At 45.7% G+C, this 15,059-nt stretch carries 10 protein-coding genes; all 10 read left to right on the top strand.

Going from position 1 to position 15,059, the window contains the following annotated elements; genetic code table 11:
* Positions 1-71 precede the first annotated feature (71 nt).
* Positions 72-1,196, top strand: a complete 1,125-nt coding sequence (locus tag V6R21_RS00715; protein ID WP_334239962.1) for a mandelate racemase/muconate lactonizing enzyme family protein — start codon at positions 72-74, stop codon at positions 1,194-1,196.
* On the top strand, positions 1,189-2,253 hold the full coding sequence (locus V6R21_RS00710; protein ID WP_334239960.1) for an aldose epimerase family protein: 1,065 nt from the start codon (positions 1,189-1,191) through the stop codon (positions 2,251-2,253). The genes V6R21_RS00715 and V6R21_RS00710 overlap by 8 nt, the downstream gene beginning before the upstream one ends.
* A 46-nt stretch (positions 2,254-2,299) precedes the next feature.
* Complete coding sequence (locus V6R21_RS00705; RefSeq protein ID WP_334239959.1) at positions 2,300-3,301, top strand: L-rhamnose/proton symporter RhaT; 1,002 nt, start codon at positions 2,300-2,302, stop codon at positions 3,299-3,301.
* Positions 3,302-3,336: 35 nt separating this feature from the next.
* Entirely contained in the window at positions 3,337-4,581 is a 1,245-nt protein-coding gene (locus V6R21_RS00700; RefSeq protein ID WP_334239957.1) for a glycoside hydrolase family 117 protein, read from the top strand.
* Positions 4,582-4,628: 47 nt separating this feature from the next.
* Positions 4,629-5,759 (top strand): family 16 glycosylhydrolase, encoded by a 1,131-nt coding sequence (locus V6R21_RS00695; protein WP_334239955.1) that lies wholly within the window; start codon positions 4,629-4,631, stop codon positions 5,757-5,759.
* A 231-nt stretch (positions 5,760-5,990) separates the two neighbouring features.
* Positions 5,991-9,251, top strand: coding sequence for a DUF1553 domain-containing protein (locus V6R21_RS00690; protein WP_334239954.1), 3,261 nt, complete (start codon positions 5,991-5,993; stop codon positions 9,249-9,251).
* A 21-nt stretch (positions 9,252-9,272) separates the two neighbouring features.
* Positions 9,273-10,757 (top strand): DUF1501 domain-containing protein, encoded by a 1,485-nt coding sequence (locus V6R21_RS00685; protein ID WP_334239952.1) that lies wholly within the window; start codon positions 9,273-9,275, stop codon positions 10,755-10,757.
* Positions 10,758-10,767: 10 nt separating this feature from the next.
* Entirely contained in the window at positions 10,768-11,877 is a 1,110-nt protein-coding gene (locus V6R21_RS00680; RefSeq protein ID WP_334239950.1) for an NHL repeat-containing protein, read from the top strand.
* A gap of 21 nt (positions 11,878-11,898) precedes the next feature.
* Positions 11,899-13,260, top strand: a complete 1,362-nt coding sequence (locus tag V6R21_RS00675; protein WP_334239948.1) for a DUF2231 domain-containing protein — start codon at positions 11,899-11,901, stop codon at positions 13,258-13,260.
* Between the two features lie 116 nt (positions 13,261-13,376).
* Positions 13,377-14,969: a glycoside hydrolase family 28 protein gene (locus tag V6R21_RS00670; protein ID WP_334239946.1), complete on the top strand. Its 1,593-nt coding sequence runs from the start codon at positions 13,377-13,379 to the stop codon at positions 14,967-14,969.
* The last annotated feature ends 90 nt before the right edge of the window (positions 14,970-15,059 follow it).

Here is a 15,059-nt window from a genome sequence, read left to right as displayed (position 1 = left end):
GGGATAACTCCTGTTGATTAGTTCAATCAAATCCATTCTAATTATTGCCCTGTTTCATCCCACTTACTACTATGAGCAATCTGATCAAAAATATAGAGGCAAAGCTGTTCAAGGTGCCTTTGCCTGAAGTACTCAATGACGCTAAGCATGGCGATCATACCCACTTTGAGTTGGTTACAACTACCATCACATTGGAAGATGGCAGTGAGGGAACAGGTTACACTTACACAGGAGGAAAGGGCGGACATGCCATTTTAGCTATGTTACAGCACGATATCATTCCTGCCCTGATTGGCAAGGAAGGTGACAAGATTGAGGAGATCTACGACTTTTTGGAGTGGCATATGCACTACGTAGGCAGAGGAGGAATCGTATCTTTCGCGGTGTCTACGGTCGATATTGCCCTTTGGGATATCCGTTGCAAGAAGGCGGGATTGCCGCTCTGGAAAATGGCAGGTGGCGCAGGCAATACCTGTAAGGCATATTGCGGCGGCATAGACCTGCAGTTTCCGTTGGAGAAGTTGCTGTCCAATATCAGGGGCTACTTGGCGGCAGGATACAATGCTGTGAAGATCAAGATCGGCAGACCAAACCTGCAGGAGGATATCGAGCGCATTGCCGCTGTCCGTGAGCTGATCGGTCCGGATGTGCCGTTTATGGTGGATGCCAATTACTCCATGTCTGTTGAACAGGCGATCAAGGCGGCAGAAGCTTTCAAGCAATATGACATCACTTGGTTTGAGGAACCAACAATTCCAGATAATTATAAAGGTTATGCTCAAATCGCAAAGGAGACGGGAATGCCTTTGGCAATGGGTGAAAACCTACACACGATCTATGAGTTTGAGTATGCTTTCGAGCAGGCAGAACTGTCTTTTATTCAGCCTGACGCTTCCAATTGTGGTGGTATCACGGGCTGGCTGAAAGCGGCGGAACTGTCACGTGAATATGACATTCCGGTTTGTTCGCACGGAATGCAGGAACTGCACGTCAGCCTTGTTTCGGCACAGTCGAACAGCGGATGGCTGGAAGTACACAGCTTCCCGATCGATGAGTATACTATCCGACCATTGGTGGTGGAAAATCACCGTGCCGTCGCACCGGATGTACCGGGTACAGGCGTCACGTTTGACTGGGAAAAGCTGGCACCTTATCAGGTAAATCAAAAACCCATAACGGAAACAGCCCATGCTTAAGACAGTAAAAAATATCACGAAGCACACTTTCGGCTATCTGGATGGTGAGCGCATAGATGCCTATACGCTCACCAACCGAAATGGCATGAAGGTTCAGGTCATCAACTACGGCGCGACCATTACCTCCATCAGGATTCCTGACGGGTCACCGCATCAGCAGCAGGAAGTGGTATGCGGCTTTGATACCCTGGAAGGGTATCAGTCAGAAGCATATAAGGCGAATGCGCCATACTTCGGTTGTACAGTAGGCAGGTTTGCCTCAAGAATCAAGGATGGCAAGTTCTCGGTCAATGGGACAGCTTATGAGGTGGCTTGCAATGATAGTTCCAACCATCTGCACGGTGGTCTGAATGCATTTGACAAAAGAATATGGGCGGCAGAGATGCAGGAAGATACGGTAGTGATGAAGCTGTTCAGTCCCCATCTGGAAGAAGGTTTTCCGGCAAATGTGGAAGTGAGTGTATCTTTCAGGTTATCAGATGAAAATGAGCTGGTGATTTCCTACGAAGCAACTGCCGATCAGGAAACGCCGCTGTCGCTAACCAATCATACCTACTTTAATCTGTCAGGATTTGAGCGGACTGTGGAAAGTACAGTGGCAAGCATTAAAGCGGACAGCTACCTGATGCCGGATGATACCAATGTGCCGGTAGGGGAAGTAAAATCAGTGCAGAATGACCCTGCGGATTTGAGAACGCCACGTCAATTGGGAGATGCGTTTCGTGAATTGCCGACAGGTTTCGAACACTACTTTGTGTTTGACAACAGGAATGAAGCAGCACCAGTCGCTGAATTCTCGGATGAGGCAACCGGAAGAAGCCTGCAAGTCTACACGACCGAGCCGGGCATGCTTTTCTACACAGGCTATTTTACAGACGATAAGCTCAAGAGAGAATCCGGTAACCAATACGGAAGGTTCAAGGGCTTTTGCTGTGAGACACATCGCTATCCGAACGGACCCAACATTGAAGGAGCACCGGACGTGATGACCGGTCCCGACAATCCTTACCAGAGCCGTACGGTTTTCAGGTTCGGGTTTGAGACAACACAAAACTAACACACTGCCATAGGCAAATTATTTAACCAATAAAACAGATAAAAACATGATAGAAGGAATTATCTGGGCAATTATGGCGGGTCTGATGTTAGGCTTGTATGCCCTTCCTGAGAAATATGCGAAGGACTTTGAATTTGAAAATACATGGGGATTGTTTTTCGCCATCAATACCTTTTTGATTCCCAACATCGCCGCTTTCGGACTGATTGACGGTTTTTCAGAGGTATTGGCCGCTATTCCAATGAGTGTACTGATCGGAATGGGTGTATCGAGTTTCCTGTGGGGTATCGGCGTGATGATGTGGGGCAAAGCCATCAACCACATCGGACTGTCTCTTGGGTTCTCCATTTTTATTGGCACCATCATTCTGGTCGGTTCACTGATTCCATTTATGGTGGGTGGTCTGCCGGATACGCAGGTGTTTATCACGATCTTGGCAGGTATTGCTGTGGTGCTGATCGGAGTTGTGACTAACGGTAGAGCTGGCATCCTTCGTCAGAAAGATGAGGAGGGTGAGCAGAAGAAAGGATCTATGTCAACAGGAATAATGATTGCGGTAATCGGCGGTTTGCTGGCGACAGGCTTCAGCTATGCCAATACAGTTGGAGGTGCAGTGATCCACGAGGCTTGCCAGCAGGCAGGTAACCCTGAATGGGTAAGTGCTATCGCTGTGATGTACATCATCTATATTTTTGGAGGTATTGCCATTGCCGCATACTTCTCGTGGCAACTGACTGCCAAGAAACTGTGGGGGCGTTTCCGTACACCAAGCTTCGGACGCAACACACTGCTAGCAACTATCATGGGTATCTTCAATTTCGCTGCTTCTGCCGCTTTTGCTTATGCTGCCTTTAAGTTGGGCAACAATGGAGGAACGGTAGGTTATGCCATTTTCAACACGGTATCGGTAGCGGTGGCGATTGTCAGCGGACTGATCACAAAAGAGTGGGTCAATGCTTCTTTCAAGGCAAAAGGTTCCCTGTATCTGGGACTTGCCTGCATGATCGTAGGGATTGTGATAGTAGCAGTAGGCAACGGGCTTTCTTAAAATATTACTTAAACTGATCAATATAACAACATACAATGCAGAAATATATCAGTAAAAGAATCGGAAAAATATTGTTGGCTGCTGGTATGATGACCATCATAGGTTGCCAGAACCAGAAAGGTCAGATGACGACACAAAGCGAAGACCTACAGATCACGGAAGAGAAACTGGATCATTTGGGTATCACCAACAGGGACTACCTGAGTGCCGCTTCCAAGCGTGCCTTGGCTTGGTCGGATGACCTGACCAACGAATGGTTTGGCGAATTTACGGTGCATGACCTGAAAGGCGATCTTGCCTATGAGGAAGGCGTAGTAAGAAGAGACCCAAGTGCCGTGATCAAAATAGATGGCAAATACTATGTATGGTATTCGAAAAGCGTGGATAAAACGGATGGTTTTGCTGGTGACATCGAGAATGACAAGGTATTCCCTTGGGACAGATGCGATATCTGGTATGCGACTTCTGAAGACGGCTGGACTTGGAAAGAGGAAGGCGTAGCGGTAAAGCGTGGTGAAAAAGGCGCCTATGACGACCGCTCGGTATTCACAGTGGAAATCATGCAGCATGACGGTATGTATTACCTGTGCTACCAGACAGTGAAATCGCCTTACAATGTAAGAGTGAAAAATCAGGTGGGACTGGCTTGGTCTTCTTCACCGAACGGCCCTTGGACAAAGAGCGAAGAACCGATTCTAAGCCCTGCTGACAATGGCGTATGGAAAGGCGATGAGGACAACAGATTCCTGGTAGAGAAGAAAGGCGACTTTGATAGCCACAAGGTACATGATCCTTGTATCATTCCTTACAAAGGAAAATTCTACCTGTATTACAAAGGTGAGCAGATGGGTGAGGAAATCACTTTTGGTGGTAGACAGATCAGACACGGTGTAGCGATTGCCGACAACCCGAAAGGTCCATATGTGAAGTCAAAATACAACCCAATTTCCAACAGTGGTCACGAGATCTGTGTATGGAAACAGGGTGACGGCATCATGTCTTTGATCACTACGGATGGTCCGGAGAAAAACACCATTCAGTACTCTCCTGATGGTATCAACTTCGAGATCAAGGCGGTAATTCCAGGTGCGCCACACGCAATAGGTCTGAACAGGTCACTGGATACAACAGAGCCTTTCGGCATTTTCGAATGGGGACTGACGCACAAGTATCATAATTACGACTGGCAGTACATCCGCAGGTTCCAAGGCAAGCGCAAGACGACGCATACGGCAAGAGGTGAAGCAGGTTCCAAAAAGAGCAGTGACGAGAAGAACTGATCTGCCTGACTTATAAAAATAAATTTGTTGGTTAAATAGATGTAAAGATGAAATCTTTTTTGTCTATGCTTCTTTTCCTGCTGCCCGCCCTAGTGCGGGCACAGGATTGGAAAGATATGAAAGTCCCTGCACCAGCCGGTGAGGGAATGAAATGGGAATTGCAGGAGCAGTTTTCTGATGATTTCAATTATGAGGGAAAAGGAGCTGAATTTGAACAAAACTGGAAGGATGTCTATTTCAACAAATGGCTAGGTCCAGGGCTTACCGAGTGGAACAACGGACACAGTGAAGTGACCGGCGGTAACCTGCAAATCAAAGCATCCCGAAAAAGCGGAACCGACAAGGTGTACTGCGGCGTGGTGACTTCCAAGGAGACAGTGATGTATCCTGTCTATATGGAGGCGAGCATCAAGGTGAGTAACCAAGTGCTTTCTTCCAATTTCTGGATGCTGAGCGATGACGATACCCGTGAGATCGATGCCTTGGAAGTGTATGGTGGTGACCGCCCTGACCAAACTTGGTTCGCGGCAAACATGTCAACCAACTACCATATTTTTGAACGGGACAGCGTCAACAATTCGATTATTGCGAATCATAACAAGCAGACACATCATCATTTACCCAACAATGAACCTTGGCGCAATGATTACCATACCTTCGGTGTGTATTGGAAATCGGCTACAGAGATGACTTTCTACATTGATGGGGAAGTGAAAAATACTTTCAGCGATCAGAACATGACGGATCCTTCGGGCAAATTCTTTGACCGTCCGCTGTACATAATCATCGATATAGAAGACCACGATTGGCGTTCCAACCAAGGGACTGTGGCGACAGATGAGGAATTGGCAGATGACAGCAAAAATGTGATGTATGTGGATTGGGTGCGTGTATATAAGCCCGTTGAGAGCAATGAAGTTACAGGGATTGAAACCTCGTTACCTGAAGGAATCAAACTCTATCCGAACCCTGCAGCTGATACATTGAATTTATCAGGTCTAATACCTGGTAAATACACATTTGTATTCTTCAACCTTAGTGGAGAGAAGCAGTTGCAAAAGCAATTAGCTGTTCAAGGTAGCGTGAAATTGGATGTGGCGGTGTTGCCTGCCGGATATTATCAGCTTCTGGTTAAAGGAGAAATTCAGGAGTTCAGCAGCAAGGTACTGATTCGCTAATTGGCATCAATAGGCTAAAACCAAAGCGGTACGGGGGTAAATCTGTAAAAATATTGAGGATGGCTGCGCATCAACCTGACTTTAATGTTTAAGCAAGATTTCACCCCCTTTTTCATAAGTGTTTATTCTACTCGTATTGTATAGAATAGATTTACTTTAGAGGATAGACGCTTTATCTCATTTAACAATTTGACTAATAAATAGAGTGCTACTTTTTTCTTGAAAAATGATATGATGAAAACACCTAGCAAATACCTGATGCTGTCAGTTTTTGCAGGATTTCTACTTTGTTGTTATTGGATGGTGGGCTGTTCCACTAAAGTCCCGACAGCACAGCTGGAAGCCTACAATGACCTGCCGGCAGAACTGGACTTCAACATACACGTGAAGCCAATCCTTTCTGATAAATGTTACCTCTGTCACGGACCTGACAAGGCAAACCAGAAAGGTGGACTTAGGCTGGATATTGCAGAAACTGCTTACGCCAAATACAACGAGGAAACGGGACGTGTGGCAATCAAGCCGGGTGACCTGGAGGCAAGTGAGGTATTTCACCGGATTGTGTCAGAGGACAAGGATTATGTAATGCCTACGAAGGAATCCAACCTGAACCTGACAGATAGAGAAAAGGCTATCCTGATTAAATGGATTGAGGATGGTGCGGAATACCGTCCACACTGGGCATTTATCTCACCTAAGAAACCGGCACTACCCGAAGTAAAACATAAGGATTGGGTCAAAAATCCGATTGACCAGTTTGTGGTCAAAAAGCTGGAAATAGACGGTTACAATCCTTCAGAAGAAGCAGATAAGGCAACCTTGTTGCGTCGTCTTTCACTTGACCTGACAGGTTTGCCGCCAACACCGGAAGAGATCAACAACTTCTTGGAAGACCGCTCGGAAAATGCTTACGAAAAGCAGGTGGATCGTTTGCTCAATTCAAACCATTATGGCGAGCAGATGGCAGCCGGATGGATGGACCTTGCACGTTATGCCGATACGCATGGCTATCAGGTAGACCGCTACAGGGATGTAAGCCCTTGGCGTGACTGGGTGATCAAGTCCTACAATGAGAATATGCCATTTGACCAGTTTGTGGAATGGCAATTGGCAGGTGACCTGTTGCCCAATCCTACCAAAGAACAGCTATTGGCAACGGCATTTAATAGGTTGCATCCACAGAACCTGGAAGGAGGAATTGTAGATGAGGAATTCAGGGTAGAATATGTGGCAGATAGAGCGTCTACAGTAGGGAAAGGACTGATGGGACTGACGGTGGCATGTGCCCGTTGCCATGACCATAAGTACGACCCGATTTCACAAAAGAACTTCTATGAGCTTTACAGCTTTTTCAATAATGTCAATGAGACCGGACAGATTTCATGGGATATGGCAATGCCTGTTCCGACCATGCTTTTGCCAAACAAAATACAGGAAGAAGTGATCAGCTATTTGCAGAAAGTAGCGAAGGAAGATGAAAGTAAATTGGCAGAAACTGTCACCGCTCACAAGAATGAGGCACAGGATTGGGTAAGCCATTTTGGCTACCAAAAGCTTGGTAAATTGCCTGCTGAAAAAAATAAGGAAGGGGAATACCTGTTGGATGGAAACCTTAAGAATAAGGTTGGCAACAGAAAATCCGGCAAGATGGACCGACAGTTTTCAGCCAAGGAAGAGCCAACGTTTTCGAAAGGCTACAACCAGATGGGACTGCGTATGGACGGAGATGCTTGGCTGGATCTTGAGAAAGTAGGTGTCTTCAAACGTAAAGATCCGTTCAGTATTGGCATCTGGGTCAACCTGCCGGACAGCCTGAAGGAAGGTGTCATTTTCCACAAGAACAAGGGAACAAGACTGCACAGCTACAAAGGTTACCATCTCTATCTGAAAGACAACAAGCTGGAACTGATGCTCGCACATACTTGGCCGGATAATGCCATTGTCAAACTTTCGGCAGATACGGTTGAAAGGAATAAATGGATACACCTGATGATGACCTATGATGGCAGCAGCAAGGCTTCAGGCTTAAAGCTGTACATGAACGGGACAGAAGTAGCCACTCAAACGGAAACCGACAACCTTTACAAGGACATCATTTTCTTCGATTACAGGGATCAGATCTATAAAGATGCCATCGAACCCGGATTGCAGATCGGGGCAAGATGGAGAGGTGTAGGCATCAAAGGTGCTTCAGTGGACAATATCAGCGTGTATCGCAGAACACTGACAGCATTGGAAGTCAAAGCATTGGTCAACCCTGAATACCTGACGGAGCTATGCCGTACCAAACCGGATGCGCTGACAGCAACACAAAAAGAACTGCTGACACAGCATTACCTGACTACACAGGTACCGGAAATCCAAAAGGCAAAACAAACATTGCTGGCATCAAGAACAGTGCTGTTTGATAGCATAGAGCCTGTACAGGAAATGATGGTGATGAAGGAGATGGAAGAACGAAGACCATCCTATATCTTGGAAAGAGGCAACTACGATGCACATGGAGAGGAAGTATTCCCTGATGTACCATCCTCCATTCTGGCATGGAATGATTCATTGCCTAAAAACCGTTTGGGATTGGCTAAATGGCTGATGAATCCGCAACATCCTCTCACATCAAGGGTGACCGTCAACAGGTACTGGCAGCAGTTCTTTGGTAAAGGATTGGTCGATACAGCAGATGACTTTGGTAATCAGGGAAGTCTGCCAAGCCATCCGGAGTTATTGGATTGGTTGGCAATCTCTTTTATCGAATCAGGTTGGGACATTAAGCAAACCGTTAAGCAGATCGTGATGTCTGCCACCTATAGACAATCATCCAAGGCTTCCAAAACATTGCGTGAGCAGGATCCGAACAATATCCTGCTGGCAAGAGGGCCAAGCTTGAGGCTATCCAGTGAAATGATGCGAGACAATGCCCTATTGGCTAGCGGACTGCTGAATGATACCATTGGAGGAGAAAGTGTCAGAACATATCAGCCGGAAGGACTGTGGGCAATGAACAGTGCCAAATACGTGCAGGACACAGGGGATAAACTATACCGCAGAAGCCTTTACACGATATGGAAAAGGACCGTACCGAATCCGACACTGGCCACTTTTGATCAGCCGGAGCGGACAGAGTGTACCGTAACGAGACAGAAAACCAATACGCCATTACAGGCTTTGGTACTGCTCAATGATCCGACTTATCTGGAAGCGGCAAAAGTGATTGGCGAAAGCATCACAAGAGAGGGAAGTACAGAACAAAGCATCAAGAATGCTTACCGCAGGTTGACGGGTAAACAACCTTCTGCTGCGGAGATGACGGTATTGGTGGAAATGTCCCAAAAAGAGTATGAACAGTTCCGCAATGATCCGAAAAAAGCAAAAGGATGGCTGGAAGCTGGAGAGTACAAGATTGATCAGGCACTTGACCTGAACAGGGTGGCTGCCAATGCGATAGTAGCCAGCGTCATGATGAATTCTGATGCAAGTATTACCAAACGATAAAACGCTAATTGCAACGATATTATGTGTAATGAACATCACAAGAAAAAGATAACGCACAAAGCGCTGGAGCAGGAGGAGAAGATGATGAGCAGAAGAAACTTCCTGACCAAAACCTCTTTGGGACTGGGAGCGGTGGCGCTTGGTAACTTGATGGGAGCTGGTAACCTGTTCGCAGGTTCAGCACCATCTCCTGCAAATGGATTGGCAGGACTGCCTCACTTTGCCCCAAAGGCAAAAAGGGTTATCTACCTGTTCCAGAGTGGGGGACCTTCCCAGTTCGAGACGTTTGATTACAAACCCGAACTGCAAAATATGTTCGGTAAAGATCTGCCCGGTTCTGTGCGGGGAACACAACGATTGACAGGCATGAGTGCCTCTCAGTCGTCGTTGCCGATTGCGCCTTCCATGTACAAATTTGACCAGTACGGGGAAAGCCGTGCATGGGTCAGCGAACTGATGCCGCATACGGCTGAAGTGGTGGACGACCTGTGTTTCATCAAGTCCATGTACACTGAGCAGATCAACCACGATCCGGCGATTACCTTCTTCCAGACTGGACACCAGTTGGCAGGAAGACCCTCTATCGGGTCATGGGTCAGCTATGGTTTGGGTTCTGACAACCAGAACCTGCCCACGTTTGTCGTACTCGTTTCCAAGAATGGAGGAGGACAGCCGCTTTATTCCCGCCTTTGGGGCAATGGCTTTTTGCCCACAGAACATCAAGGAGTTCAATTCCGATCAGGGGCTGATCCGGTGCTTTTCCTGAACAATCCTGAAAACTATGACGGGCATGACAGGGGCAGAATGCTGGACTATCTCAAGAATATCAATCAGTTGCAAAACAGCGCATATGGTGACCCTGAGGTGGAAGCCAGAATTTCCCAGTACGAGATGGCTTACAGAATGCAAACCTCTGTGCCTGAAGTAACGGATATGTCTGATGAGTCAGAAGCGACTTTTGAGATGTATGGTAAGGACAGCAAAAATCCGGGAACCTATGCTGCCAACTGTCTGCTGGCGCGTAAGCTGCTCGAAAAGGATGTAAAGTTTGTGCAGCTGTACCACAGAGGATGGGATCACCATTCATACCTGCCGGGTGCCATCAAACGCCAATGCAAGAATACGGATCAGGCGAATGCTGCACTGATCAAGGACCTGAAACAACGCGGATTACTGGAAGATACCTTGGTAATATGGGGCGGTGAGTTTGGCAGAACTGTGTACTCACAAGGCAAGCTGACCAATACCAATTATGGTAGGGATCATCACCCAAGGTGCTTTACCATGTGGATGGCGGGCGCTGGTGTCAAGCCGGGCTTTACCTATGGCGCTACGGACGACTTCAGTTACAACGTGGCGGAAAATCCGGTTCACGTACATGATTTCCATGCAACATTGCTCCACCTGATGGGAGTTGACCATGAGCGCTTGACTTATAAGGCTCAAGGCAGAAGGTACAGGCTGACTGATGTACATGGACATGTGGTACATGATATACTGACTTAAACCGGATTTGATGGAATCGAGAAGAAAATTTATAAAGAAAGGGATGCAGGCAGGAGGATTGATGGCACTCACACCATTTTTGGGAGCTGGCAACCTCTTAGGCAAAACCCTGAAGGAGCCTGTCATTGTCGGGCATGGAGATTACCAGTACAAGGTAGTGAATGACTGGTGCAAGATCAGCAAGGTAAGAAACCCGATCCTGAACTGCCATGAAATGGTCATGGACAGCAAGGGAAGATTGGTCATGATTGGAGATCATCCCCAAAACAACATCATGATCTTTGACAAGTCAGGAAAGCTACTGGATTACTGGGGTACTGCCTATCCTGGCGGACATGGACTGTCCATTATGGATGAAGGAGGAGAAGATTTCCTGTACCTGACGGATTCAGGTTGGTATTTGGACAAAAACGGCAAGTGGGTCAAGCACAATGGACGTGTGACCAAAACCACCATGGATGGCAGAGTAGTTTTTGATATCGGGCATCCGCAAACCATTGGCATCTATAAGCCCGGAGATGCATTCTGTCCAACAGAAGTAGCGGTTGGACCGAATGGGGACATCTATGTGGCGGATGGTTACGGTATGGATTATATCATTCAGTACAATTCTCGTGGTGAATACATCCGACATTGGGGAGGACATAACAATAAGGATAAAAACTATGACCTGCGCAATGCCCACGGCGTGGCGATCGACTACAGAGATCCCAAGCAGCCTTTGGTGGTGTGTACGTCCAGAAGTCAGAATGCCTTTAAGTTCTTCACGCTTGATGGAAAGTATGTCCGCACATTGGCATTGCCGAATATGTTTGTCTGCCGTCCTGTTTTTGACGACCAGAATCTTTATGCTGGGGTGTGCTGGTCAAAGACAAGGGAAGGAGAGTTTGACTGGAAAGCCCATACAGGATTTGTAACTGTCTTGGAAGGAGATACCGTGGTATCCAATCCGGGAGGAACAGCCCCTGAATACATTGACGGAGGTTTGCAGCCTGCATTCCAGTTGCCTGAAAAACCGATCTTTCACGGTCATGATGTATGTATTGATGAAGACAAGAACCTGTATGTATGCCAGTGGAATGCAAACGGCACACCACCGTTGAAGCTGGAAAGAGTTTAACTATTTTTTATCTGTATTGATATGAATATCGCACTGTTTTTAGGACGCTTCCATCCATTGCTGGTACACTTGCCGATAGGCTTTTTGGTATTGGCATTCCTGATGGAACTGCTATATTATTTTAAGCCCGACCGGTTCGGTTATCTGAATAAAGCCATCTCATTTTCCCTGCTTTCTGGCGTTTTTGGTTCAATGGCATCGGTTGGAGCAGGTCTGATGCTTGAACAAGGAGGAGGCTATGGCAACGAAGCATTGGCTTGGCATAAGTGGTTTGGTATAGGGGTGACAATTTTGTCACTCGTGTACTGGGGGTTAAGAGTTGGGGTTTTCTTGAAAAATAAAGTGGAGTCCATTCTAATCTCCTCAGTCATTATATTGATGTTATCCTTGACAGGACATTTGGGTGGCAACTTGACCCACGGAGAGGAATACCTGATCCAATATGCGCCCGAAGTAGTCAAAAAATTGGCGGGAGATACTTCAGACAGTGGACAGATATTAAGTCTACCCGATAGCCCTGATTCTGTGCAGGTATTCACTCACTTGCTACAGCCGGTATTTCAACAGAAATGTGTCAGTTGCCATAATCCGGCAAAAGCCAAAGGAAAACTGAACCTTACATCCTATCAGGGATTGATGGCAGGCGGGGAGCACGGTCAGGTAGTGTTGGCAGAGCAGCCTTATAAAAGTCCGCTGTTTGTCAGAACCACCTATCCGCATGGGCATGTGAAGTTTATGCCGCCAAGTGGTGAACCCTTGACCTTTACGGAACAGGAGATATTGGCTTGGTGGATCAGGAATGGAGCCGATTCCGCAATGACCCTGACTGAAGGTAAAGCATCAGCCTCTTTAGCGGCTCTCCTGATGAGGGATTATGGGTTGGACGTTTCGCCTAAGCCATTTTATGAGCAGGTAAAGGTTGCGCCAATACCGAAAGGCATAAGGACGGAATTGGTAAAGTCAGGGTGGATGTTACGGGATTTGGCAGCGAACAGCCCATTGGTAGATGTCAAACTGAAGATCAAGAAACTGGAAGCTGAACAACTAGCTCAACTGAGCAACATCAAGCAGCAGGTCACTTGGCTTAACCTTTCGGAGAATCAGTTGAAAGACGATATGTTGACTACGGTAAGCCAATTTGAAAACCTGACTTACCTCAAAATTTGCAACAATCCGATCACGGATGAAGGACTTACAAGCTTGAAGTCGCTGAAGCACTTAGAAGTATTGAACCTGTACGGTACAGCCGTAACTTCAAAAAGCTTTGAGGTTTTGCAGAAGCTTCCGACCCTCAAGCGAGTGTATTTGTGGAATACCAATATCACAGATCAGGAGATTGAGCAACTAAAGCAAATGTTGCCAGATCTGGAAGTTATTATTTGATAAATGAAAATAGGGTAACCGTAGTCAGATGGTTATCCTATTTTTTTAAGAAAATAAAGCTAAGGGATCGGTTGCCTACGGCAGAAAGAAATTTTAAATACTAAAACAGTTATACGATGAAATTATTGATTAAATGTATAGCCATGATAGTTGGCTTGTTACTTGTTTCAGTAGCAAATGCATCAGATAGGGTATATAATATTCTTGACTATGGAGCCAAAAAATCTCATAAGGTAGTTAGCACCAAAGCGATACAATCTGCGATTGATGCAGCAGCAGAGGCAGGTGGAGGGACTGTTTTTTTCCCTAAAGGTACCTACGTGACGGGAACATTATTTTTGAAAAGCAATATACACCTGAAGTTGGATGAATTCGTAGAGTTGTTCGGCAGTTCTTCATTGGAAGATTATGCTGAATTGCCAGTCGCTACTGAAGAACCACACTTTTCAAAGAGTCTTTTTTATGCAAACGGGCAGGAAAATATTACGATTACTGGACACCCCCGTTCTGAAATAAATGGAAAAGGATATATGTTTAAGCATAGCCCCCAAAGACCAAAATTATTCAGAATTGAAGAGTGCAGGAATATTCGTTTTGATAATGTAACCATCAAAAATTCAGGCTCTTGGTGCGTGTATTTCAGGGAGTGTGACACGATTTATTTTAACAAGTCTGCCATTTACAGCAAGGAAAATAGAAACAATGATGGAATGAACTATGATGGTTGTTCCAATGTGTGGATCACAGACTGCAATATTCAAGTGTTAGATGATGCGATTTGTCTAAAAAGCAGTGTGGATAAAATTTGTGAGAATTTCAATATATTAAACTGTACGATCAGCAGTTATTGGGCTTCAGTAAAATTTGGAACGGCTTCCAAGTCTGGTTTCAGGAATATAAAAGTAACGGATTGTCAATTTTTTGATAGCAGACGCGGTGCCATTAAGCTTTTGGCAGTGGATGGAGCAGTGATAGAAAATGTGGAAATGTCCAATATCAAGATGTACAACTGTGGTGGACCGATCTTTTTGAGGTTAGGAAATAGAGGGCGTGATTACTCCGCATCCATCAGGCAAGTATTTAAATCGGATGTTAAACCTGAAGGTCGCCCGGTGGGAAAAATCAGAAACATAACGTTCAAAAATATCGAAGGAAGGCTGACAGGGCGAATGGACCCGCCTACAGAAGGCATTATGTTTACGGGATTACCGAACCATTATATCGAAAATGTAACCATGGAAAATATCCATTTTTCATACACAGGTTTTGGAGACTTAGAGGATGCGAAAAATAGAGAAATCCCGGAAGATGAAGCCCGTTATCCGGAACAACATTTCTTTGGAGCTTTACCGTCTTATGGTATGTATATCAGGCACGTAAAAGGTTTGAAAATGAAGAATGTAACCATGTCATTGCGTAATCACGACAATCGTCCGGCAATTGTAATGGATGATGTACGGGAAAGCAGTTTTGAGCAACTGAACTTGGATATCAAGCCGGAAGCAGGAGCTGCCATAGTTTTAAAGAATACACAAAAATTAAATATCAAGCATTTGAAACCGGTTGGCAAGATTGAAAACCTTATTGAAATAAAAGGAGAGGACTCAAAAAATATCAATCTTACCGATACAAACATAAACCTATTGGAAGCAAAAAATGTAGTAACCTATTCAGAAAATGCGAAGGAAAAAGCATTGAAAATAAAATAGAAGGTGTATTTTTTATCCCAAGGAAGGAAAGAAGAATTTGAATCGCTTCATAACGAACCTTTGCTTAGCGTGTAACCTATTTTTTCTTCA

This window comes from Limibacter armeniacum, assembly GCF_036880985.1.
GTDB lineage: Bacteria > Bacteroidota > Bacteroidia > Cytophagales > Flammeovirgaceae > Limibacter > Limibacter armeniacum.
This window is presented reverse-complemented; position numbering and strand designations above follow the sequence as displayed.